We start from the raw sequence: 22,932 nt of genomic DNA on the forward strand, positions 1-22,932 counted from the left end.
AAGGGGATGAGATGAACCAGGTTCTGGTGCCCGCGGCACAACAGCCGCCGATCGTTGTCGAGGCTCCCCCGGACCTGCCGTCAGCGGCAGCGCCGGGCCTGCTGCCCCGCCTGCTGCCGGTTGCGCTCTCGCTGGTGAGCATGGGCATCATGGCGGCGGCGTTCGCGTCCGGGACCGCCCTGACCCGCCACCCCCTGTTCCTTGCCTTTCCGCTGATGATGCTGGTGTCGACGGTGGCGGCCGGGCTGACCGGCCGTGCCCGCCGGCGCGGCGAAGGCATCGATGCCGACCGCGGGCGCTATCTCGGATACCTGGATCAGCTGAGCCGGTCCGTGTCCGAAATCGCTATGACGCAGCGCGCGTCAGGCATTCGGAGCCATCCCGATCCCGACACACTGTGGACGTTGATCGGTGGCCCGCGCATGTGGCAGCGCCGCTCGGGCGACGCCGACTTCTGCCGCGTGCGGGTGGGCATCGGAACCCAGCCACTCGCCCGCGGTCTGGTGGCCCCGGCGCTGCCCGCCGAGGAGCTTCGCGATCCGGTCACCGAGACGGCGTTGCGTCGTTTCCTCCGCGCGCATTCGACGATCGTCGGCCCGATCACCGTCGACTTACCTGAAGGGTCGCTGGTGACGATCGACGGTGAGCTGAGCGCCGCGCGTGCATTGCTACGCGCGATGATTTGCCAACTCGCGGCGCTGCACGCGCCCGATCAGGTGCGGATCGTCGCCGCGATCAGCGACACGCATCGCGCCCACTGGGAATGGCTGAAATGGCTGCCGCACAACCAACATCCCGCAGAATCGGATGCGGCGGGTGCGGTGCGGATGGTCTATGCGACTGCCGCACACATGCGGCGGGCCCTGGCGGGAGTGCCGGCGCCCCGGGTGGTGGTGGTCGCCGAGCTGACCGAGGGCGCCGCCCCGATCACCGGTGCCACCACGATCGCGGTCGGTGCCGGCCACGGCGCTGCGGCGCTGACGATCCGACAGTCCACCCAGACCACAACGGTGTCTTCCCCGGACCGGATGGACGCCCTCGACGCCTTGGTATGTGCCCGCCGGCTCGCCGGGCATCGGCCGCGGGTGACCGGCGCGGGAGCCGGTGACCCCGGCTGGCCGGGCCTGGCCGGGATCGACGATGTGGAACGTTTCGACCCGGCGACGCTATGGCGCCGCCGGGGGCGTCGCGACCGGCTCCGCGTCCCCATCGGGACTACCACGCGGGGCACACCGCTCGAGCTGGATATCAAAGAGCCGGCCGAGAACGGGATGGGACCACACGGGCTCTGCATCGGTGCCACCGGGTCGGGCAAGTCGGAGCTGTTGCGCACCATCGCGCTGGGCATGATGGCCCGCAACTCGCCTGAAGAACTCAACCTGCTGCTCATCGACTTCAAGGGCGGCGCAACCTTTCTCGACTTTGCACAGGCGCCACACGTGGCCGCGGTGATCACCAACCTCGCCGACGATGCGCCGCTGGTGGCCCGCATGCGCGACGCGCTGGCCGGTGAGATGAACCGTCGCCAGCAGCTGCTGCGGACGGCGGGCTGCCCCGGCGTCGAGGCCTACGAGCGTGCGCGCCAGCCGGGCGCCCCGGCCCTGACCCTGCCCGCGTTGCCCACCCTGTTCGTCATCGTCGACGAGTTCTCCGAATTGCTGAGCCAGCATCCCGATTTCGCCGACATGTTCGTGGCGATCGGCCGACTCGGCCGATCCCTGGGCATGCACCTGCTGTTGGCCAGTCAGCGTCTCGATGAAGGCCGGCTACGCGGCCTCGACGCCCACCTGTCGTACCGGCTATGTCTGAAGACCCTGTCCGCCGCCGAATCCCGTACGGTACTAGGCAATCTCGACGCCTACGAACTGCCCACCGCCCCCGGTGCGGGCTTCGTGCGGGTGAGCGGCGGCGAACCGATTCGCTTCCAGGCCGCCTCGGTGTCGGAACCGCTGCGGTCGGACCCGCCACCTGATGCGACGGCTGCGATGGCGCGCTCGGTCCAGGCGTTTACCACCGGGGTCACCGGCGCGATTCGCCGCGCCGACGAGGCGAGCGCGGCACCCGCACCGACCATCGCGCGTGCGGTCCTGGATCGGCTGCGCGGCCAGGGACCACCGGCGCACCGGGTGTGGCTGCCCCCGCTGGGGCCGGCCCCGGAGCTGCACACCCTGGTCGACCGTGCCGCCGGCCTGACCGTCCCCATCGGCCTTGTCGACCGCCCCTTCGAGCAATGCCGGACAACACTGATGGCCGAGTTGTCTGGGGCCGCAGGTAATGTGGCGGTCGTCGGAGGGCCGCAATCGGGCAAGTCGACGGCGTTGCGCACACTGATCACCGCGCTGGCGGCGACGCATGACGCGAGGCAGGTGCAGTTCTACTGCCTGGATTTCGGTGGTGGGACGCTGACGTCGGCGCGGGGGCTGCCGCACGTGGGCGCGGTCGCCGGGCGGGGTGAACCTCGCCTCGTCGGACGGATCGTCGCCGAATGCGAGTCGATCGTGCGACGCCGCGAAGTCACCTTCGGTGAGCACGGAATCGCCTCGATGGCCGACTACCGCCGGCGGCGCACCGTGCCGGGCACCGTGAGGGGTGATCCGTTCGGTGACGTCTTTCTCGTCGTCGACGGCTGGGCAACCGTGCGCCAGGAGTTCGAGGCGCTGGAGGCATCGATCACCGCCCTGGCGGCCCAAGGGCTTTCATTCGGTGTGCACGCCGTGTTGTCGGCATCGCGCTGGGCCGATATCAGACCGGCGCTGCGGGATCAGCTGGGCACCCGCATCGAGCTGCGGCTGGGCGATCCCGCCGACTCCGAACTGGACCGCAAGGCCGCTCAACACGTCCCGCGCGACAGTCCGGGCCGTGGTCTGTCTCGTGACGGGCTGCACATGGTGATCGCCTTGCCCGTGGCCGAGGTGCCCGCCGGTGAGTCGGTTGCGCCGCCGATACCACTACTGCCCATGCACGTCGATCGCGAGACCTTGGTGCGCGAATCGGGCGCATCGATGCTCCTCGGTGTGCAAGAGCGCGAACTGCGGCCGGTGGCAATCGATTTCGGTCAACACGCGCATCTCGTGATCGTCGGCGGCAACGGGTGCGGGAAGACCGCGACGCTGCGAACCGTGTGCCGAGAAATTATTCGTACCAAGACCGCCGCGCAAGCCCAGTTGTGGATCGTCGACTTCCGGCGGGCGCTGCTCGGAATAGTCGAGTCGGAACATCTTCGCGGGTATGCGATGTCGCCGGCCGCCTTGTCTGTGTCGCTGCCCGAGTTACTCGACCTGCTGCGCGGGCGGATGCCATCACCCGACGCGACCCAGGCCGAGTTGCGCGCGGGCTCGTGGTGGTCCGGACCGGACATCTATGTCGTCGTCGACGACTACGACCTGGTTGCGACCCCGGCGGGCAACGCGCTGACGCCGATCGTCGAATTCCTGCCATACGCCCAAGATCTGGGACTGCATCTCGTTCTCGCCCGGCGCAGCGGCGGGGCCGAGCGCGCGATGTTCGAGCCGCTGCTGGCGGGTCTGCGTGACCTCGGGTGCACGACCCTGATGATGGGCGCAGTTCACGCCGAGGGGGCGCCGTTCGGCCCCACTCGCGCGGTGCAACTGCCGCCGGGGCGTGGCCTTCTGACCATCCGCGCCGGTGACGACGACCTCGTCCAGGTGGCCTGGAGCCCGCCATGAACGAGCACCCCGCGATCATCGCCGCCGGGCCCGCAACGATCCGTCGGTTATGTTGCGGCACAAGCACAAACACTCACGAAACATCCGCCGTCGTCCGGGCCGCCCTGGACGCGATCGACGATCGCGTGGCGCTGGTGGGGGAGCGGCCGGTAGCCGTCGATGCCGTATGGGACGCCGCGCTGCGGTCGGCAACCTGTGCGTCCGCCGACGGCATGGTCGTCGTGCACCCGTCCTGGTGGTCGTCGTCGCGCGTGGGTGTGGTGACCGCGGCGGCGACGAGGGTGGCCGGTGCGGCGCGGACGCGCCCGCGATCGTGGCTGCTGGCGCGGGCGTCTCGCGCGGAACCGGCTGTGGTGGTCGAAATCGCCGAGCGGCTGGTGGCGATCACGGCGGGCGAGGTCACCGCCGTGGCGCGCAATGCCGAGCCGCAATCCGTCGCCGAAGCCGTCGCGGGCGTTATCGCCCGTGCGGGCCCCGAGGCCGTGTTGATCGACGCGCCGAGCACGGTCGCCGGGGCCTCGGCGCTGGCCGCGTTGATTGCCGACGCGGTACGCGGGAGCTGTCAGAGGGTTCGGGGCCGCGCACCAAATACCCTGGAAATCAACGATCTTCGGCTCATCAGGCTGGCGCGGTCGGCCATCGCGGCACGCCCCGCGCCCTCGGGGCCTGCCGCCGCCGCACCTGTCACCACCCGTCCGTCGCGCGCCCGGACGCTGGGCGGACTCGGGGCCGCCGCCATCGTCGTCGCCGCGGCGGCTCCCGCTGCGATGGCTCCGACGGTAATGACGCCGAGCCGGCCCGGCGCGGTGGCCCCGAAGCGTGTGGACGCCGCGCCCACAACGGTTTTGGTGGAGGGGCGCGTGGCGCTGTCGGTGCCGGCGACGTGGCCGACGCAACGGGTGGTCACCGGGCCGGGATCGGCGCGGGTGCAGGTCACGTCGCCGGCGGATCCCGAGGTCGCCCTGCACATCACCCAGTCGCCGGTGGCCGGGGAGACGCTGAGCGGCACCGCGGAGCGGTTGAAACGCGCGATCGACGGCGAACCCGCCGGGCTGTTTGTCGATTTCAACCCGTCCGGCACCAGCGCCGGCCGGCCGGCGGTGACCTACCGCGAGGTGCGCCCGGGTCATGACGTGCGTTGGGCGGTGCTGCTGGACGGCCCCGTACGAATCAGCGTCGGATGTCAGAGCCGGCCGGGCGACGAAGGCGCCGTCCGCGACGCCTGCGAGCAGGCGGTCAGATCCGCCCACGCGATCGGATGACAAATTCGTGGAACCGAACCAGCGCCGTCGCGGTCGTAGTTGGTATGGCCGCACCGAACACACTTAGTACCGACTTCGACCTGATGCGGTCGGTGGCCGGCACCACCGACGCCCGCAACGAGGAAATCAGGGCGATGCTGCAAGCGTTCATCGGCCGCATGAGTGGCGTGCCGGCCTCGGCGTGGGGTGGGCTCGCGGCCACCCGCTTCAAAGACGTGATGGATCGCTGGAACGCGCAGTCGGTGCAGCTCTACCACGCCCTGCACGCGATCGCCGACACCATTCGGCGCAACGCGGCCACCCTGCAGGAGGCCGGCCAAAGCCACGCCGACCACATCGCCGCCGTCGGCGGAAACCTGTGACGAGAAAGGATCCCCGTGGACTCGGTGCTGTCCTACAACTTCGGTGAAATCGAATACTCGGTGCGCCAGGAAATTCACACGACATCGGCACGCTTCAATGCCGCCCTGGACGAGCTGAGAGCACACATCGCGCCCTTGCAGCAGTTCTGGACCAGTGAAGCGGCCGCCGCCTACCAGGCTGAACAGCTGAAATGGCACCAGTCGGCGACCGCGCTCAACGAGATGCTGGCCGAACTCGGAAACGCTGTCCGCGACGGTGCCGACGAGGTGGCCAACGCCGACCGCCGGGCGGCCGGCGTGTGGGCGCGGTAGCGGCCGACGAGACACCGCGCGGTCCTCGCCGCGCCGTGAGACTGTGTGGTCCTGACGGGGGAGAGCCGTCGGGACCACACAGTCATTTTGACCTGCGGGGATGGCGGTCGGTAAGCTGCTCCGTTGGCGTGCGGTACGCCAGGGCCTCGGGTCAACGTCGGTCGCCGAGACCAGCCCCCGCCGCGGACGCCTGACCGGCACCCGGTCACACCGGGATCCACAGCCTCGGGAACAGAGGCTCGCAGAGAAAGAGTGGTAAGCGCTGTGCCTACGTACACGCCAAAGGCGGGTGACACCACGAGGTCGTGGCACGTCATCGACGCCACGGACGTGGTGCTTGGCCGCCTTGCCGTCGCGGCAGCCAACCTGCTGCGCGGCAAGCACAAGCCGACGTTCGCCCCCAATGTCGACGGCGGTGACTTCGTCATCGTCATCAACGCCGACAAGATCGCCTTCAGCGGCCAGAAGCTGGACAAGAAGCTGGCGTACCGCCACTCGGGGTTTCCCGGCGGTCTGAGCAGCCGCACCATGCGCGAGCTGATGGAAAAGCACCCCGACCGTGTCGTGGAGGACGCGATCGTCGGCATGCTGCCCAAGAACAAGCTCGCCCGGCAGATCGCGCGCAAGCTGCACGTCTACGCCGGCCCGACGCATCCCCACGCCGCGCAACAGCCCGTTCCGTACGAGATCAAGCAGGTGGCCCAGTGACCGAAACGACCGAGTCCGTGGAAAACCCAGAGAACGCAGAAAACCCAGAAACCACCGAGAACCCGGAAGCCCAGGAGACCGTCGAGGTCGTCGCCGAGGTGACCGAAGCCCCGGTTGAGGCCTCCGAGGCCGCCGAAGTCGCCGCCCCCGCCGAGTCCTACGTGTTCGAGCGGCCCATCCAGACCGTCGGCCGCCGCAAGGAGGCCGTGGTGCGGGTGCGTCTGGTGCCCGGCACCGGCAAGTTCACCCTGAACGGCCGCAGCCTGGAGGGCTACTTCCCCAACAAGGTGCACCAGCAGCTCATCAAGGCCCCGCTGGTCACCGTCGACCGGGTGGAAAGCTTCGACATCTACGCCCACCTGCACGGCGGCGGCCCCTCGGGGCAGGCCGGCGCGCTGCGTCTGGGCATCGCGCGGGCGCTGATCGTGGCCTCGCCCGACGACCGGCCCGCCCTGAAGAAGGCCGGCTTCCTCACCCGTGACCCGCGCGCCACCGAGCGCAAGAAGTACGGCCTGAAGAAGGCCCGCAAGGCGCCTCAGTACAGCAAGCGCTGATCAGCGGTCGCTTTCCGGCCACAACTTCGCATCGTGCTTGGAGAAGTTGTGGCCGGTCGCGGCGTGTCTGCGCCCATACGCGGCCCGTTTCGTTCACAAAGGAACGGGCACGTTAGGTGCTAGCCCGACAACTGTGAGAGGTTTGTTCGCATGGGTCGACTATTCGGCACCGACGGTGTCCGTGGGGTCGCCAATAGCGAGTTGACCGCCGAGCTGGCGGTGGCGCTGGGTGCCGCGGCGGCGCGGCACCTGGCGAGCGCGCCGGCACCGGGCCGGCGGATCGCGGTGATCGGCCGCGACCCGCGGGCCAGCGGCGAAATGCTCGAGGCCGCGGTGATCGCCGGGCTGACCAGCCAAGGGGTCGACGCGCTGCGGGTGGGGGTGCTGCCCACCCCCGCGGTCGCGTACCTGACGGGCGCCTACGACGCCGACTTCGGGGTGATGATCTCCGCCTCGCACAACCCGATGCCCGACAACGGCATCAAGATCTTCGGCCCCGGAGGCCGCAAGCTCGACGACGGCACCGAGGACCAGATCGAAGCCTTGGTCGGGGACGCCGGCCAGCGCCCGCTCGGCGCCGGGATCGGTCGGGTCGTCGACGCCGAGGACGCGGCCGACCGCTACCTGCGCCACCTGAGCAAGGCCAGCACGCTGCGGCTCGACGGATTGACCGTGGTGGTGGACTGCGCCCACGGCGCGGCCTCGACGGTGGCCCCGCGCGCCTACCGCGCGGCCGGCGCGCGGGTGATCGCGATCAACGCCGACCCCAACGGGCTCAACATCAACGAGAACTGCGGCTCCACGCATTTGGACTCGCTGCGTTCGGCGGTCGTCGCGCACCGCGCGGATCTGGGCCTGGCGCACGACGGGGACGCCGACCGGTGCCTGGCCATCGACGCCAACGGCAACCTCGTCGACGGCGACCACATCATGGTGGTGCTCGCGCTGGCGATGCACGAGGCCGACGAACTGGCCTCCCGGACGCTGGTGACCACCGTGATGAGCAACCTGGGGCTGCATCTGGCTATGCGCTCGGCCGGAATCACGGTGCGCACCACCGGCGTTGGCGATCGCTACGTCGTGGAGGAACTGCGGGCCGGCGAGTACAGCTTGGGCGGCGAGCAATCCGGACACATCGTGATGCCCGCGCTGGGCTCGACCGGAGACGGCATCGTCACCGGGCTGCGACTGATGACCCGGATGGTGCAGACCGGCTCGTCGCTGGCCGATCTGGCCTCGGCGATGCGGACGCTGCCGCAGGTGCTGATCAACGTCACGGTCGCCGACAAGGCCACCGCCGCCACCGCACCGTCGGTGCGGGCCGCCGTCGGGCAGGCCGAGGCCGAACTGGGCGATACCGGTCGAATCCTGTTGCGCCCGTCGGGAACTGAGCCGATGATCCGCGTGATGGTGGAGGCCCCCGACGAGGACATCGCTGCGCGGGTCGCCACCCGGGTCGCCGAAGCGGTCAGCGCCGCGCACTGATCCTTCCGCGGTCGGAACCCCGATGCACCCGCGGGCGTCGGATTAGGCATGAATTTCGTTGGGGGAACACGGCCTGTCGCCGCCGCCCGCACACAGATCGACGGGCCGGCCACGCACCGGGTCGCTAACCAATTCGCCATGGCGGCCGAATTCCTCGACCGCGCGGTCAGCGACCACCTCGCCAGGCTGGCTTTCAGCGGGGCCGTCGCGGGGCGGGCGCACACCGCGCGCGGCGATGCCCTGCGCGCCGAGGTGGAACGGTTGACGGCGCAGGTGTCGCAGTGGTCGCGCGCGTCCACCGAGATCGCCGCCGCCCTGCGGTCGGGCGCCGAGCGCTACGCCGACGCCGAACTGTACGCCGCCGCGCGGATCGCGTAGCTCATGGCCGACCGGTTGGATGTGGACGGGCGCCTCGCCGAGGGCCGGGGGGCCGTCGAGCACACCCAGACCTACGTGCAGGCCGGCCACGCGCTCGGCTACCAATATCCCGACCTGACAGCGCATCCCGCGCAGATCCGCGAATGGTATGCGAGCGAGGACGGTCTCGACCTGCGCGCGCTCGACCGCGACTGTGCGGAGCTGCGGGCGGCCGGCGTGGTGGCGGCCGAAGCGTTGCGCATGCAGCGCGCGCAGGCGGCCGAGCTGGCCGCGGCGTGGACGGGCCCGGGCGGGGACGCCGCGGTGCAGCTGTTGCAGCGGCATTGCGACAGCGCCGACGCGGTCGCCGCCGAACTGCGCGCGGCGGCCCAGCGATGCGAGTCGCTGCGCGACAACCTGTGGCAACTGGTCGATTCGAAAGTGGCGACCGCCATCGCCGTCGACGACCGCACCCAGGCGCAGCGGCCGGCCTGGCTGGCCGCCGCCGCCGCGGTCACGGCGGGGGACCTGCACAGTGCCGAGGGTGTGGTGCGTCAGCAGGTAATTCCCTACGTGGACAACGATATTCGTCACGACTGGCTGAACGCGATGCGCTCCACCTGCGACGGGATCGAGACCGCTTACGCCATGGTGATCGACCGGGCGGCCGCCGCCCCTGCGGCGCGGTTCGAATTCCCCGGCGATCTCGGGACGACGGTCGTCCCGATGCAGCTTGCGCCGGTCGCCGCCGCCGCGGTGCCGGTGGACCCGGCGCCGACGTTGACGGCCGCGGCACCTCCTCCGGTCGCCCCCACGCCGGCTCCGCCTGCGCCGCCGCCCGCCGCGGACTGGGGAACCGGGCTCGGCGATGCGTCGGGGATGCCCGCCGGGGGGTTGGGCGATTTTGGTGGCGGCGGACTCGGCGGTGGTGGGCTCGGCGGGGGCGGCGGTCTCCTCGGGCTGGCCAGCAGGATCGTCGATGCGATGGGCGGCCTGCTCGGGTCGGCGGGCGACGGGCCGGGCGGTGCGGCCCCGTTCGACGATCCGCTGGACGCAAACCCCTTCGACGAGAACCCTTTTCACGCCGAGGATCCCGTGGATGGCGAGGCCGCCGAGGACACCGGCGACGTCACTGAGGACGACGACACCGCCGCGCCCGCCGAACCCGAGGAGACCGACCCGGCCCAGCCGGTCGACGCCGGGCCGCCCGAGCCCAATGTGCCCGATCCGCCGGCCCAACCGGCCCAGACCCCGCCGCCGGCCGACCCGACATCGGCTGAGCCGCCGGCGCCCGCCGCCGAACCGGCGCCCGCTGACGAGGCATCGACACCGTGTGAGGTTGCCGCAGACCAGCTTCCGCAGGCGGGGCAGTGACCGCTCAGGGTTGCAGCTGCAGGGCTTCCTCGACGAAGCGCACGGATTCGTCGCGGTCGGCGGCCAGCGGGCTCAACAGCAGCGTGGTCACCCCGGCCTCGGCGAAGGCGGCCATGCGTTCGGCCACATATCCGCGCGGGCCGATCAGCGACATGCCGCGCACCAGCTCGTCGGGCACGGTGTCGATGGCCTCCTGCTTGCGGCCGGACAGATACAGCTCCTGGATCCGGTCCGCGACCTCGCCGTACCCGTAGCGCGTCGCCAGATTGTGGTAGAAATTGCGGCCTTTGGCGCCCATTCCGCCGATGTAGAGCCCGAGCTGCGGCTTGACCCAGGCCAGCCGCTCGTCGACGTCGTCCCCGATGGCCAGCGACGCGTGCACCATGACATCGAGCGGCCCCAGCGCGGGATCGCGCTTGGCGGCACCGGCCGCCAGCGCCTCGCCCCAAATCGAGGATGCCTTGTCCGGAAGGTAGAAGACGGGCTGCCAGCCCTCGGCGATCTCGGCGGTGAGCTCGACATTCTTCGGTCCCAGGGCGGCGATACTGATCGGAATGCGTTCGCGCACAGGGTGATTGATGAGCTGCAACGGCTTGCCCAGACCAGTTCCCCGGTCGGCGGGCAGCGGCAGCTGGTAGTGCTTGCCGGCGTATTGCACGCGTTCGCGGCGCCACACCTTGCGGCAGATCTCCACGATCTCGCGGGTGCGGCCCAGCGGCGCGTCGAACGGGACCCCGTGAAAGCCCTCGATCACCTGCGGCCCGGAAGTGCCGATGCCGAGGCGAAATCGCCCGTCGGACACGAAGTCCAGCCCTGCGGCGGTCATCGCCAGCAGCGAGGGCGTGCGGATGTAGAGGGGAAGGACCCCGGAGGCCAGTTCGACGGTGTTGGTCTTGGCGGCCAGGTATCCCAGCTGGCTGATGGCGTCGAACGAATACGCCTCGGCCACCACCGCGACTTCGATGCCCGATTTCTCGAGTTCGACGACGCGGTCCACGGCTTCGTGAAAGCCGCTCGAATAGTTCAGAGCGATCCCGATTCGCATCAATGACACTTACCACGCGACCGTGCGGGCGCGGATGCTGCGCCCGCCGAAGTGCCCGTCCGGTGCTCGGCGAACCGTCGGCGTCAGTCCCTCACTTCAGCAGGGCGACGATCTTCTCTTCCAGGGGGATCGCCTCGGACTCGGGATCGATGGCGTCCGTCCCGGGCAGGTGCACCTCTGGGTCGGCGAACTCGCGATACTTCTTGTCGCCGCCCAGGGTGTAGAGCAGGTATCCGGTCAGCAGCGCCCGAACCGACCGCTGGGTCCGCCGGTGGGGGCCGGGCAGGCCGAGCACCGTGGCCAGCCTCCGGCCCTCGGCCAGCCCACCGGGTTCGGCCTTGCTGACGATGCGCAGCGTCGCCGGCTCCCACGCCTCGGCAAGCGCCAGCGCGTTGGAATTCAACGTCGCCCGATCACCCGGCCCGGTGAAGATCACCCCCGGGACCTTGAGCGTCGCGGCCGGCTGTTGAGCGGGCGGGCTGGTGACGCTGGGAAAGATCGCCGCCACCGCCGCGGGCTTGGCGGGCATTCCCGCGGCGGCGAACACCGCGGCCGAGCCACCGAAACCGTGACCGACTACGCCGAGTTTGGCGGGATGCACGCTGATCTTGCCGGGCCCCAGGCGCACGCCCGACACGATGTCCAGGGTGGTGCCGAGATCGAAGGCCAAGTTCAGCACCGACGGAGCCAGGCCGCGCTGGGTGTCCGGAGCGCCGGCCACGATGCCCCACGACGCCAGATGCTCGAGCAAGTTCGCGTACCGGGCGGTGCCGGCGAGCCAATCATGGCCGAACGCCACGCCGGGCAGATTCAGCCCCGCCTCCGGGGTGTACACCACTCCGGGCAGTCCGGCAAAGGCCAGGTCACCCCGCAAAACCCGGTGCGGACCACGGCGGTGCAGAGCGGCGACGAGCTTGCGGATGCGGGCCACGCGTCGACGTTAGCGCATCGCAATCGCGCCCCGGAGGAGATGACTAGGCCGTGACCTCGATGACGCCCGCGCGCCACAACGCCGCGTAGAGCTGGCGCAGCGTGGCGGTGAGCACATGGGTAGTCATGTCCATCAAGGCGTTTCCGGAGCCCATCGACGGCTGCCGGCGCGGCTTGGCGGCTTGCCTGGGCGCGGGCGCCAACGGGACGGGCCCCACGTCGTCGTACCGAACTGCGGTCATGATTGCCTCCTCATGGCGCACGGTGGTCGGTCGGAGCAAGTTACGCATTTCCATGCGACCCGCTGCACAATTCCCGGTGAACAACCATCGACGACTGAATTCACGCTGGGCCAAAAATCGGATTGCAGGTAGCCAGAGACGCCGATGAGATCTCGATCAGCTTGCCCTTTGGTCGTTAGCGATCTTTGCTGACAATTCGAATGCTAGGGGTTTCGCCCCCAGGGCGATGACGCGAACGAAAACGTCGCACACACAGCAGGTGAAAAGGGTCTCCGCCCGTTATGACAGTGACCTGTGTGGCGGGGCGCCGGCGGGGACCCAACACGCCTTTCGTGCAGGTGGGCGGCCTAACCCTCGCGCCGGATTGCGGGCTCGGTGGTCCACCTGCACTACCCTGGTCAGAATGTGCGGAATTGTCGGCTATGTCGGGCAGCAGCCCGCCTGTGGCGTCGTCATGGCCGCGCTGCGCCGGATGGAGTACCGCGGGTACGACTCGTCGGGCATCGCATTGGCGAACGGTGACGGCACCCTGACGGTGAGCCGCCGCGCCGGCCGGCTGGCCAACCTGGAAGAGGCCGTCGCCCAGATGCCGCCGTCGTCGCTGACCGGCACCACCGGCCTGGGCCACACCCGGTGGGCGACCCACGGGCGCCCCACCGACCGCAACGCGCACCCGCACCGCGACGCCGCCGGCAAGATCGCCGTGGTCCACAACGGCATCATCGAGAACTATGCGAACCTGCGCCACGAACTCGAGGCCCAGGGCGTGGAGTTCGCCAGCGACACCGACACCGAGATCGCGGTGCACCTGGTCGCGCAGGCCTACCACCACGGCGCCACCGCCGGCGATTTCCCCGCATCGGTGCGCGCGGTGCTGCGCCGCCTCGACGGCCACTTCACGCTGGTGTTCGCCAACGCCGACGACCCCGGCACCATCGTCGCCGCCCGCCGCTCCACCCCGCTGGTGCTCGGCATCGGCGACGGCGAGATGTTCGTCGGCTCCGACGTGGCGGCCTTCATCCCGCACACCCGCAACGCCATCGAACTCGGCCAGGACCAGGCCGTGGTGATCACCGCGGACGGCTACCGGATCACCGACTTCGACGGCAACGACGATGTCGAATACCGCGAGTTCCATATCGATTGGGATCTGGCCGCCGCCGAAAAGGGCGGCTACGAATACTTCATGCTCAAGGAGATCGCCGAGCAGCCCGCCGCGGTGGCCGACACCCTGCTGGGGCACTTCGTGGACGGCCGGATCGTGCTCGACGAGCAGCGTTTGAGCGATCAGGAACTTCGCGAGATCGACAAGGTATTCGTGGTGGCCTGCGGCACCGCGTATCACTCCGGGCTGCTGGCGAAATACGCAATCGAGCACTGGACGCGGCTGCCGGTCGAGGTGGAGCTGTCCAGCGAATTCCGTTACCGCGACCCGGTTTTGGACCGCAGCACCCTGGTGGTCGCCATCTCGCAGTCCGGCGAAACCGCCGACACCCTCGAGGCGGTGCGCCACGCCAAGGAGCAGAAGGCCAAGGTGTTGGCGATCTGCAACACCAACGGCTCGCAGATTCCGCGTGAATGCGACGCGGTGCTCTACACCCGCGCCGGCCCGGAGATCGGGGTGGCGTCGACGAAGACGTTCCTGGCACAGATCACCGCCAACTATCTGGTCGGCCTGGCGCTGGCGCAGGCCCGGGGCACCAAGTACCCCGACGAAGTCGCCCGGGAGTACCACGAGCTGGAAGCGATGCCGGACCTCGTCGCGCGGGTCCTCGCGACGATCAAGCCGGTGGCCGCGTTGGCCTATCAATTCGCCCAGTCGCCCACGGTGCTGTTCCTGGGCCGCCACGTCGGCTATCCGGTGGCGCTGGAAGGTGCGCTCAAACTCAAGGAATTGGCGTACATGCACGCCGAGGGGTTCGCCGCCGGCGAGCTCAAGCACGGCCCCATCGCGCTCATCGAGGACGATCTGCCCGTCATCGTCGTCATGCCGTCCCCCAAGGGGTCGGCCGTGCTGCACGCCAAGCTGCTGTCCAACATCCGCGAAATCCAGGCCCGCGGGGCCATCACCATCGTGATCGCCGAAGAAGGCGATGACACCGTGCGCCCCTACGCCGACCACTTGATCGAAATCCCCTCTGTATCAACGCTTCTGCAGCCCCTGCTGTCGACGATCCCGCTTCAGGTGTTCGCCGCGTCGGTGGCCCAGGCGCGCGGCTACGACGTGGACAAGCCGCGAAACCTGGCCAAATCCGTCACCGTTGAATAGGCGGGTATAGGCGGGTATAGGCGGGCATGAGCCGGACCGCTTCGCGCGTATCGGCGACGGGCCCGCGGCCGATCCATTACATTGCCCTGGAAAAGCATTTCGGCCAAGTGGTCCAAGCGGCGTCCGTGCGGGAGGAAGTATGCGATCGGGCGGCAAGAGATACGGCATCGTAGGTCTGATCCTGCTCGTCATCGCGGCATACGTCGGGTCGGTCATGATGTACGCCCAAAGTGACACGGGCCGTCGTCTGGATGTAGCCACTCCGGTGGTGAGCGGTGACAAGCCGTCGGCGACCATCAACGTGGAAGAGTTCCAGTCCAACAACAGCGTGCTCTCCGTCAACCTCGCCTTCAATCCCGGACCGGCGTTGTTGGATCCGATAACCCACCACCTGAAAGACGATCTCAGCCTTCGCGTCAGATCCTCGGCGATGCCGTCGCGGCACACCTGGACCAAGGGCATGCTTCCCGGGCTGATGTCGGTCCCCCTGACCATCGCCGGGCAGATCGAACGCTGGCCGTTCGACCAATATCGTTCGGGACCATTGGAAGTCGAGATCTTCTACGGCCCTGGTACCGAGCGGGCGCCCGACCACGTGCCGGTCGCCTTCATCGACCACCTCTCGGGGTGGCAGCTCACCGCGACCAGGACCCAGGCCGACGGCCCGTACCGGCTGCACGTGCGGCGGTCGCTGAGCACCGCGGCGTTCGCCATCGTCATCCTCGGCGTGCTCATCACGATCGCCAGTCTGGCGCTGTTCGTTGCGGTTCAGACCGCGCGGGACCGGCGACCGTTCCAGCCGCCGATGACGACGTGGTACGCGGCGATGCTGTTCGCGGTGGTGCCGCTGAGAAACGCGCTGCCCGGCTCGCCACCCTTCGGCAGCTGGGTGGACATCACCGTCGTGATCTGGGTCCTGCTGGCGTTGGCGATCTCGATGGTGCTCTACATCGGCTGCTGGTGGCGACATTTGAAACCGCCGGTCCTCGCTGCCGCGCCGGCGGTTCCGGAGCCCGCGCCGTCGAGTAGCTGACGGGCGGCGGCTCGTGGCACCTGCATCCGTTCGGGGACGAGTGCGCAGCATGACGCTGGCGGTGTGGCATTTCGTCAGCACCGCGCCGCTGACCTACGGCTGGCTGCTCGTGCTGATGGTCACGACGATCATCCAGAGCCATCTCACCGGCAGGCAGTTGCACTCGGTATTGCTGCACCGCTCCACCAACATTCACGAGTTGGGCAAGAACCCGCTCGACGTCCTGTTTTCCAGCCTGCTGTGGATCGACGGCAAAAACTTCGAGCCCTACCTGCTGCTGTTCACCCTGTTTCTCGCGCCGGCCGAACATTGGCTCGGTCAGCTGCGCTGGCTCACTGTGGGATTGAGTTCGCACATCCTCGCCACCTATATCAGCGAGGGCATCCTCTATTTCGCGATCGAGGAACGCGAGGCGTCGCAGCGCCTCGTGCACGCGCGCGACATCGGAGTCAGCTATTTCCTGGTCGGAGTGATGGCCGTGCTGACCTACCACATCGCCCGGCCCTGGCGCTGGGGCTATCTCGGGGTGCTGTTCGTCATCTTCGGTTTCCCGTTGGTCACGATGAACCGCGTCGAACTCGACTTCACCGCGATCGGGCATTTCGCCTCGATCCTGATCGGCCTGTGCTTTTACCCGATGACCCGCACCCGCTCCACACGCAGCCGGCAATTGAGTCCGGCCCGCCTCAAAGCCATGGCCCGCCGCAGCGTGCCCCCGGCGGGCCCGGGCTGATGCTGGGCCGCGGCGAAAGATGGTGGGCGCCAAGCCCCCGCGACGGCGACACGTAGTCTGGCTCTGATGCGGCATTACTACTCCGTAGATGCGATCCGCGAGGCCGAGGCGCCGCTGCTGGCCAGCCTGCCCGACGGCGCCCTGATGAGGCGTGCGGCCTACGGGTTGGCCACCGAGATCATCGGCGAGTTGGTGGTCCGCACCGGCGGGGTGACCGGGCGACGTGTGTGCGCGGTCGTCGGCTCCGGGGACAACGGCGGTGACGCGCTCTGGGCGGCCACCTTCGTGCGCCGTCGCGGCGCGGCCGCGGACGCGATCCTGCTCAATCCCGAGCGCACCCACCGCAAAGGCTTGGCGGCGTTTCGCGGCGCCGGCGGCAGGATCGTCGAAAGCGTCTCGCCGACAACCGATCTCGTCATCGACGGGGTGGTGGGCATTTCCGGCTCGGGGGCGTTGCGGCCCGCCGCGGCCGAGGTGTTCGCCGCGGTCGATGAGGCGAGGATCCCGGTGGTCGCCGTCGACATTCCCAGCGGCATCGACGCGGCGACCGGGGCCACCAGCGGCCCCGCGGTGCGCGCCGTGCTGACCGTCACCTTCGGCGGCCTCAAACCCGTGCACGCGCTCGGCGACTGCGGGCGGGTGCGACTGATCGACATCGGGCTGGACCTGCCCGACACCGACCTGCTCGGCTTCGAGGTCGCCGACGTGGTCGCCCGCTGGCCGGTGCCCGGTCCCCACGACGACAAGTACACCCAGGGGGTCACCGGCGTGATGGCCGGCTCGGCGACGTATCCGGGCGCCGCCGTGCTGTGCACCGGCGCCGCGGTCGCGGCGACCTCCGGGCTGGTCCGCTACACCGGCAGCGCGCACCGCGAGGTGCTCGCGCACTGGCCCGAGGTGATCGCCTCGCCCAGCCCCGCGTCGGCCGGGCGGGTGCAGTCCTGGGTCGTGGGGCCCGGATTGGGCACCGACGACGCCGGGGCCGCGGCGCTGTGGTTCGCGCTGGACACCGACCTGCCGGTGATCGTCGACGCCGACGGGCTGACCATCCTGGCAGCCCATCCCGAGTTGGTGGCCGGTCGCAGCGCGCCGACGGTGCTGACTCCGCACGCGGGTGAATTTGCGCGCCTAGCGGGTAACCCCCCCGGTGATGATCGGGTAGGTGCGTGCCGCAAGCTGGCCGACGCGTTCGGCGCCACGGTGCTGCTCAAGGGGAACGTCACGGTCGTCGCCGACCCGGGCGGCCCGGTCTACCTCAATCCGGCCGGGCAGTCCTGGGCGGCCACCGCCGGTTCCGGCGACGTGCTGTCCGGCATGATTGGCGCGCTGCTGGCGGCGGGCCTGCCACCGGCCGAGGCGGCCGCGGCGGCTGCCTTCGTCCACGCGCGCGCGGCGGCACGCTCCGCGCGCGACCCGGGCCCCGGCGACGCGCCCACGTCGGCCTCGCGCATGGTCCCGCACATTCGAGCCGCCCTAGCCGCCCTATAGATCCATCGAGAGGATTCCCCAGTGCCGCAACACCCTTCAATGCCCGCGCACTCCATCGCTCCCGCCTACACCGGACGGCTCTTCACCGCGCCGGTGCCTGCGCTGCGGTTGCCCGACGAATCGATGGACCCGGAGGCCGCCTACCGCTTCATCCACGACGAGCTGATGCTGGACGGCAGCTCGCGGCTGAACCTGGCCACCTTCGTCACCACGTGGATGGACCCCGAGGCCAACCGGCTGATGGCCGAGACGTTCGACAAGAACATGATCGACAAGGACGAATATCCGGCGACCGCGGCGATCGAGCAGCGATGCGTAAGTATGGTCGCCGACCTTTTCCACGCGGACAACCTGCACGACGACGACCCGTTCAGCGCGTGCGGCGTGTCCACCATCGGCTCCAGCGAGGCGGTGATGCTCGGCGGGCTGGCCATGAAGTGGCGGTGGCGCCAGAAGGTCGGGAAAGACTGGAAGGGCCGCACCCCGAACCTGGTGATGGGGTCCAACGTCCAGGTGGTGTGGGAGAAATTCTGCCGCTACTTCGACGTCGAACCCCGCTACCTGCCGATGGAGGAGGGGCGCTACGTCATCACTCCCGAGCAGGTCATCGACGCCGTCGACGAGAACACCATCGGCGTGATGGCGATCCTGGGCACCACCTATACCGGTGAACTCGAACCCATCGCCGAGATCTGCTCGGCGCTGGACAAATTGGCCGCCAACGGAGGCGTGGACGTTCCGGTTCATGTCGACGCCGCCAGCGGGGGATTCGTGGTGCCGTTCCTGCGTCCCGAGCTGAAGTGGGATTTCCGGCTGCCCCGGGTGGTGTCGATCAACGTCAGCGGCCACAAGTACGGGCTGACCTACCCCGGCATCGGATTCGTTGTCTGGCGCAGCAAGGAGTACCTGCCCGAGGACCTGGTATTCCACGTGAATTACCTGGGCGGCGACATACCGACGTTCACGCTGAACTTCTCCCGCCCCGGCAACCAGGTCGTAGGCCAGTACTACAACTTCCTGCGGCTGGGCCGCGAGGGGTACACGCAGGTCATGCAGACGCTGTCATCGACCGCGCAGTGGCTGGGTCAGCAGCTGCGTGTCGGGGATCACTGCGACTTGATCTCCGACGGTTCGGCCACCCCGGTGGTCAGCTTCCGGCTCGCCAAGGATTGCGGCTACACCGAGTTCGACCTCTCCCACGAGCTGCGCAGCTACGGCTGGCAGGTGCCCGCTTACACCATGCCCGACAACGCCACGCACGTATCCGTGCTGCGCATCGTGGTGCGCGAGGGCCTGTCCGCCGACCTGGCCCGGGCGTTGCACGACGACGCAGTCTCGGCCCTGACCTCGCTGGACAAGCTCAGGCCCGGCGGCCACTTCGGCGATCGGCACTTCGCGCACTAGCGGTTTTCCCGTTCGTCACAGCGGTCTCGGCCCGCAGGCATGGGCGCTGTTGCCCGCCTCACCGCGACAACTTGGCTTGTCGCTCGAAGGTGGGCACAAATGTGGTCCCCCGGAGCGGAGACGCATGTGGCGGGTGTGACTCAGGAGCGCTCGTCGCTGCGCGGTTCTGGGACAATGGCGGCCATGAACGGGCCCGCCGCTACGCCGATATCCCTGACACCGGGCCTGCATGCCGAGGCCCTGGTCGACCTGGGCGCCATCGAGCACAACGTGCGGCTGCTGTGCGAGCAGGCCGGCGACGCGCAGGTGATGGCCGTCGTCAAGGCCGACGGCTACGGCCACGGAGCCGCCCAGACGGCGCGCGCCGCGCTGGCCGCGGGTGCGACCGAGTTGGGCGTCGCCACCGTCGACGAGGCGCTGGCGCTGCGCGCCGACGGCCTCACCGCGCCGGTGCTGGCCTGGCTGCACCCCCCCGGCATCGACTTCGGGCCGGCGCTGCTGGCCGACATACAGATCGCCGTGTCATCGCAGCGCCAACTCGACGAGGTGCTGGACGCGGTGCGCCGCACCGGCCGGACCGCGACAATCACCGTCAAGGTCGACACCGGGCTGAACCGCAATGGCGTCCCGCCGGCGCAGCACCCGTCGATGCTGGCCGCGCTGCGCCGCGCCGTCGCCGAGAACACCATCGTGCTACGCGGCCTGATGTCCCACATGGTGTACGCCGACGAACCCGCCAACCCCGTCAATGACCTTCAGGCCCAACGGTTTGCCGACATGCTGGCCCAGGCGCGCGATCAGGGGGTCGCCTACGAGGTGGCGCACCTGTCGAACTCGTCGGCCACGATGTCGCGTCCCGACCTGGCCTTCGATATGGTGCGCCCCGGTATCGCGGTCTACGGCCTGAGCCCGGTGCCCGAGCGAGGCGACATGGGTCTGGTCCCGGCCATGACGGTGAAATGCCCTGTGGCATTGGTGAAGTCGATCCGTGCGGGGGAGAGCGTGTCCTACGGGCACACCTGGACCGCACAGCGCGACACCAACCTTGCGCTGCTGCCGGTGGGCTACGCCGACGGCATCTTCCGGTCCCTGGGGAACCGGCTGGAGGTGTTGATCAACGGCCGGCGCCGACCGGGTGTCGGGCGAATCTGCATGGACCAGTTCGTCGTCGACCTGGGCCCCGGGCGCAGCGATGTCGCCGAGGGCGACGAGGCGATCCTGTTCGGACCCGGCGGCAACGGCGAACCCACCGCGCAGGACTGGGCCGATCTGCTCGGCACCATCCACTACGAAGTGGTGACCAGCCCCCGCGGCCGAATCACCAGGACCTACCGCGAGGCGCACCGTTGAGCCGTGACGGAACCCGCGTGCGCTACAAGGGCAGGGCCTGGCTTGCGGGAGGCGCGGGGCTGACGGCCATCGCCACCATCATCGGGGCCTCGGCCCGTCGGTCGATGACCCAGCGCGCCACGGGCGAAGACCCTTACGCCCATGAGGATTTCAACACGCTCGAGGACGACCGCAGCCTGGTGGTGACCACGCCCGACGGGGTGCCGCTCGCGGTCCGCGAAGCAGGCCCCGCCGACGCGCCCTTGACCCTGGTGTTCGTCCACGGATTCTGTCTGCAAATGGGCGCGTTTCATTTCCAGCGGACGCGGCTGCCCGACCAGTTGGCTCCCGAGGTGCGGATGGTCTTCTACGACCAGCGCGGGCACGGCCGATCCGGCGAGGCCGCACCCGAGACCTACACGCTGACCCAACTCGGCAAGGATCTGCAAACCGTGCTGAATGTGGTCGCGCCGCGCGGAATGATTGTGTTGGTGGGTCACTCGATGGGCGGCATGGCGGTGTTGTCGCACGCTCGCCAGTTCCCCGAACAGTACGGGCGCCGAATCGTGGGGGCCGCGCTGATTTCCTCGGCGGCCGAAGGGGTGGCGAGATCTCCGCTGGGAGAAATCCTGAAAAACCCTGCGCTGGAAGCGGTCCGGGTCGCCGCGCGGTCCGCGCCGAACCTGATTCACCGCGGCCGCAACGTATCCCGCTCGCTGATCGGCCCGGTGCTGCGGGCCGCCTCCTTCAGCGACCTGCAGGTCAGCCGGAGCCTGGACGCGTTCTCCCAGCGGATGATGAACAGCACGCCGATTCCCACCATGGTGGGATTTTTGGACGCGTTGGAAAAGCATGACGAAACCGCCGGACTGTGGACGCTGCTGCGGATCCCGACCCTGATCGCCTGCGGGGACCACGACCTGCTCACCCCGGACGAGTATTCACGAAAGATGGCCGCCAGCCTGCCGCAGTCCGAACTGGTCATCGTCGTCGGCGCGAGTCACCTTGCGCTGCTGGACAAGCCCGAGGCCATCAACGGCGGACTGGTGCGGCTGATCCGGCGCGTCACCCCGACGAAGGCGGCACTGAGGCTGCAGCGGATGCGAGAGAGGCTGTGGCGCCGTGGCCGAATTTGACGCCGGCACCGCGACCTGCGAGCGCGTCGAGGACACGATCGCGCTGGGGACCCGGCTCGGTGAGCAGCTGCGGGCGGGCGACGTGGTGGTGCTCTCCGGTCCGCTCGGTGCGGGAAAAACCGTGCTGGCCAAGGGAATTGCCGCGGCAATGGACGTCGACGGACCCGTCACCTCGCCGTCCTACGTGTTGGCACGGGTACACCCGCCGCGGCGGCCCGGCGCCCCGACGATGATTCACGTCGACATGTACCGGCTGCTCGACCACACCGACAACCAAGGCGCCGACCTGCTTGGTGAGCTCGATTCGCTGGACTTGGACAGCGATCTCGAGGACGCTGTCGTGGTGGTGGAATGGGGCGAAGGCCTGGTCGAGCGCCTCGCCGAACGTCATCTCGACATCAGGCTGGAGCGCATCAGCCGATCCGACGTGCGGATCGCGACCTGGCGATGGGCCGACAGCGGGGGCGACTCATGAGCAGACTCGTCCTCGCCCTCGACACCTCCACCCCGGCGGTGACGGCCGGCATCGTGCGGCGCGAGGATCTGTCCGTGCTGGCGCAGCGGGTCACCGTCGACGCCCGGGCTCATGCCGAACGGCTCACGCCGAATGTGGTTGCCGCCCTGGCCGACGCCGGTCTGACGATGGCCGATCTCGGCGCCGTCGTGGTGGGCTGCGGCCCGGGCCCGTTCACCGGTCTGCGGGCCGGGATGGCCACCGCCGCCGCCTACGGGCATGCGCTGGGCATCCCGGTGCACGGGGTGTGCAGCCTGGACGCCATCGGCGTGTACACCACCGGGGACACACTGGTGGTCACCGACGCCCGCCGGCGCGAGGTCTATTGGGCCCGCTACCGCGACGGCGCGCGCGTTCACGGCCCGGCCGTCAATGCCCCCGCCGACGTCGACCCGGGCGCCGCGCAGCAGGTGGCCGGCTCACCCGAACACGCGGCGATGTTCGGCCTGCCGGTGTGCGAGCCCGTGTGCCCGACACCGGCCGGACTTGTTGCCGTAGTGGGGGATTGGTCCGATGAGCCGGCCCCGCTGGTGGCGCTGTACCTGCGTCGGCCCGACGCCAAACCGTTAGCGGCGCGGCAATGATCGCCGAGCCGGTGACCGTCGGCGCGCGGGCCCGCGCCCCCCCCCCCCCGACACCGCAATCGCCAAGGCGCCGAAGAACTACCGCAAGCTGGTCCGACTCGGCGTGAACGGCGCCACCATCCCGG

At 69.4% G+C, this 22,932-nt stretch carries 21 protein-coding genes; 18 read left to right on the plus strand and 3 right to left on the minus strand.

The features are described 5' to 3' along the window. Nucleotides 1-11: 11 nt before the first annotated feature. The 9 genes from eccCb to A5775_RS08335 all read left to right on the plus strand — a co-directional run bounded on the left by eccCb (nt 12) and on the right by A5775_RS08335 (nt 10,100). Nucleotides 12-3,686 (plus strand): type VII secretion protein EccCb, encoded by a 3,675-nt coding sequence (eccCb, locus tag A5775_RS08295; protein ID WP_067250488.1) that lies wholly within the window; start codon nt 12-14, stop codon nt 3,684-3,686. Continuing rightward, on the plus strand, nt 3,683-4,948 hold the full coding sequence (locus A5775_RS08300; RefSeq protein WP_067250492.1) for a type VII secretion-associated protein: 1,266 nt from the start codon (nt 3,683-3,685) through the stop codon (nt 4,946-4,948). Before eccCb ends, A5775_RS08300 begins: the two co-directional genes overlap by 4 nt. Before the next feature lie 44 nt (nt 4,949-4,992). Then, nucleotides 4,993-5,310: a WXG100 family type VII secretion target gene (locus A5775_RS08305; protein ID WP_067250495.1), complete on the plus strand. Its 318-nt coding sequence runs from the start codon at nt 4,993-4,995 to the stop codon at nt 5,308-5,310. A 9-nt stretch (nt 5,311-5,319) separates the two neighbouring features. Beyond that, on the plus strand, nt 5,320-5,622 hold the full coding sequence (locus A5775_RS08310; RefSeq protein ID WP_156660618.1) for a WXG100 family type VII secretion target: 303 nt from the start codon (nt 5,320-5,322) through the stop codon (nt 5,620-5,622). Nucleotides 5,623-5,886: 264 nt separating this feature from the next. Continuing rightward, on the plus strand, nt 5,887-6,330 hold the full coding sequence (rplM, locus tag A5775_RS08315) for a 50S ribosomal protein L13 (RefSeq protein ID WP_067250502.1): 444 nt from the start codon (nt 5,887-5,889) through the stop codon (nt 6,328-6,330). A 98-nt stretch (nt 6,331-6,428) separates the two neighbouring features. Next, a complete protein-coding gene (gene rpsI, locus A5775_RS08320) occupies nt 6,429-6,884 on the plus strand; it encodes a 30S ribosomal protein S9 (RefSeq protein WP_156660622.1) in 456 nt (151 codons plus the stop codon). Between the two features lie 150 nt (nt 6,885-7,034). Beyond that, nucleotides 7,035-8,369 carry a phosphoglucosamine mutase gene (gene glmM / locus A5775_RS08325; RefSeq protein WP_067250505.1) on the plus strand — a complete coding sequence of 445 codons (1,335 nt, stop codon included), beginning with the start codon at nt 7,035-7,037 and terminating at the stop codon, nt 8,367-8,369. A 48-nt stretch (nt 8,370-8,417) separates the two neighbouring features. After that, nucleotides 8,418-8,747, plus strand: a complete 330-nt coding sequence (locus tag A5775_RS08330) for a type VII secretion target (protein ID WP_067250507.1) — start codon at nt 8,418-8,420, stop codon at nt 8,745-8,747. A 3-nt stretch (nt 8,748-8,750) separates the two neighbouring features. Next, entirely contained in the window at nt 8,751-10,100 is a 1,350-nt protein-coding gene (locus tag A5775_RS08335; RefSeq protein WP_067250510.1) for a hypothetical protein, read from the plus strand. 4 nt (nt 10,101-10,104) lie between these two features. Here the strand turns inward: A5775_RS08335 and A5775_RS08340 are convergent, their stop codons facing one another. The 3 genes from A5775_RS08340 to A5775_RS08350 all read right to left on the minus strand — a co-directional run bounded on the left by A5775_RS08340 (nt 10,105) and on the right by A5775_RS08350 (nt 12,317). After that, the gene (locus tag A5775_RS08340; protein WP_067250513.1) at nt 10,105-11,145 is read right to left on the minus strand and encodes an LLM class F420-dependent oxidoreductase; all 1,041 of its coding nucleotides are present in this window, start codon (nt 11,143-11,145) and stop codon (nt 10,105-10,107) included. 91 nt (nt 11,146-11,236) lie between these two features. Further along, entirely contained in the window at nt 11,237-12,076 is an 840-nt protein-coding gene (locus A5775_RS08345; RefSeq protein ID WP_067250517.1) for a dienelactone hydrolase family protein, read from the minus strand. Nucleotides 12,077-12,119: 43 nt separating this feature from the next. Beyond that, nucleotides 12,120-12,317, minus strand: coding sequence for an Rv1535 family protein (locus A5775_RS08350; RefSeq protein WP_067250566.1), 198 nt, complete (start codon nt 12,315-12,317; stop codon nt 12,120-12,122). Nucleotides 12,318-12,720: 403 nt separating this feature from the next. On the opposite strand from A5775_RS08350, the gene glmS reads away from it, so the two are divergent. The 9 genes from glmS to tsaB all read left to right on the plus strand — a co-directional run bounded on the left by glmS (nt 12,721) and on the right by tsaB (nt 22,807). Continuing rightward, on the plus strand, nt 12,721-14,586 hold the full coding sequence (glmS, locus tag A5775_RS08355; protein WP_067250521.1) for a glutamine--fructose-6-phosphate transaminase (isomerizing): 1,866 nt from the start codon (nt 12,721-12,723) through the stop codon (nt 14,584-14,586). A 139-nt stretch (nt 14,587-14,725) separates the two neighbouring features. Next, entirely contained in the window at nt 14,726-15,619 is an 894-nt protein-coding gene (locus A5775_RS08360; protein WP_067250523.1) for a DUF4436 domain-containing protein, read from the plus strand. Nucleotides 15,620-15,632: 13 nt separating this feature from the next. Next, nucleotides 15,633-16,352: a rhomboid-like protein gene (locus A5775_RS08365; RefSeq protein WP_156660619.1), complete on the plus strand. Its 720-nt coding sequence runs from the start codon at nt 15,633-15,635 to the stop codon at nt 16,350-16,352. Between the two features lie 66 nt (nt 16,353-16,418). Next, the gene (locus tag A5775_RS08370) at nt 16,419-17,840 is read left to right on the plus strand and encodes an NAD(P)H-hydrate dehydratase (protein ID WP_067250529.1); all 1,422 of its coding nucleotides are present in this window, start codon (nt 16,419-16,421) and stop codon (nt 17,838-17,840) included. A gap of 39 nt (nt 17,841-17,879) precedes the next feature. After that, the gene (locus A5775_RS08375; protein ID WP_156660620.1) at nt 17,880-19,244 is read left to right on the plus strand and encodes a glutamate decarboxylase; all 1,365 of its coding nucleotides are present in this window, start codon (nt 17,880-17,882) and stop codon (nt 19,242-19,244) included. Nucleotides 19,245-19,427: 183 nt separating this feature from the next. Then, the gene (gene alr / locus A5775_RS08380; RefSeq protein WP_067250569.1) at nt 19,428-20,594 is read left to right on the plus strand and encodes an alanine racemase; all 1,167 of its coding nucleotides are present in this window, start codon (nt 19,428-19,430) and stop codon (nt 20,592-20,594) included. 59 nt (nt 20,595-20,653) lie between these two features. Beyond that, nucleotides 20,654-21,709, plus strand: coding sequence for an alpha/beta fold hydrolase (locus tag A5775_RS08385; protein ID WP_197512432.1), 1,056 nt, complete (start codon nt 20,654-20,656; stop codon nt 21,707-21,709). Beyond that, on the plus strand, nt 21,696-22,184 hold the full coding sequence (gene tsaE, locus A5775_RS08390; RefSeq protein WP_067250538.1) for a tRNA (adenosine(37)-N6)-threonylcarbamoyltransferase complex ATPase subunit type 1 TsaE: 489 nt from the start codon (nt 21,696-21,698) through the stop codon (nt 22,182-22,184). Before A5775_RS08385 ends, tsaE begins: the two co-directional genes overlap by 14 nt. Next, nucleotides 22,181-22,807, plus strand: coding sequence for a tRNA (adenosine(37)-N6)-threonylcarbamoyltransferase complex dimerization subunit type 1 TsaB (gene tsaB / locus A5775_RS08395; protein WP_067250542.1), 627 nt, complete (start codon nt 22,181-22,183; stop codon nt 22,805-22,807). The genes tsaE and tsaB overlap by 4 nt, the downstream gene beginning before the upstream one ends. Nucleotides 22,808-22,932 lie beyond the last annotated feature (125 nt).

This window comes from Mycobacterium sp. 852002-10029_SCH5224772, from assembly GCF_001667315.1.
Classification (GTDB): domain Bacteria; phylum Actinomycetota; class Actinomycetes; order Mycobacteriales; family Mycobacteriaceae; genus Mycobacterium.

Bases quoted from the DNA above. Each gene is read 5' to 3' on its own strand.
- A5775_RS08350 (WP_067250566.1), bottom strand. From the start codon at position 12,317: ATGACCGCAGTTCGGTACGACGACGTGGGGCCCGTCCCGTTGGCGCCC.
- alr (WP_067250569.1), top strand. From the start codon at position 19,428: ATGAACGGGCCCGCCGCTACGCCGATATCCCTGACACCGGGCCTGCAT.
- A5775_RS08305 (WP_067250495.1), top strand. From the start codon at position 4,993: ATGGCCGCACCGAACACACTTAGTACCGACTTCGACCTGATGCGGTCG.
- A5775_RS08340 (WP_067250513.1), bottom strand. From the start codon at position 11,145: ATGCGAATCGGGATCGCTCTGAACTATTCGAGCGGCTTTCACGAAGCC.
- tsaB (WP_067250542.1), top strand. From the start codon at position 22,181: ATGAGCAGACTCGTCCTCGCCCTCGACACCTCCACCCCGGCGGTGACG.
- A5775_RS08300 (WP_067250492.1), top strand. From the start codon at position 3,683: ATGAACGAGCACCCCGCGATCATCGCCGCCGGGCCCGCAACGATCCGT.
- A5775_RS08335 (WP_067250510.1), top strand. From the start codon at position 8,751: ATGGCCGACCGGTTGGATGTGGACGGGCGCCTCGCCGAGGGCCGGGGG.
- glmM (WP_067250505.1), top strand. From the start codon at position 7,035: ATGGGTCGACTATTCGGCACCGACGGTGTCCGTGGGGTCGCCAATAGC.
- A5775_RS08330 (WP_067250507.1), top strand. From the start codon at position 8,418: ATGAATTTCGTTGGGGGAACACGGCCTGTCGCCGCCGCCCGCACACAG.
- glmS (WP_067250521.1), top strand. From the start codon at position 12,721: ATGTGCGGAATTGTCGGCTATGTCGGGCAGCAGCCCGCCTGTGGCGTC.
- A5775_RS08370 (WP_067250529.1), top strand. From the start codon at position 16,419: ATGCGGCATTACTACTCCGTAGATGCGATCCGCGAGGCCGAGGCGCCG.
- A5775_RS08375 (WP_156660620.1), top strand. From the start codon at position 17,880: ATGCCCGCGCACTCCATCGCTCCCGCCTACACCGGACGGCTCTTCACC.
- A5775_RS08360 (WP_067250523.1), top strand. From the start codon at position 14,726: ATGCGATCGGGCGGCAAGAGATACGGCATCGTAGGTCTGATCCTGCTC.
- eccCb (WP_067250488.1), top strand. From the start codon at position 12: ATGAACCAGGTTCTGGTGCCCGCGGCACAACAGCCGCCGATCGTTGTC.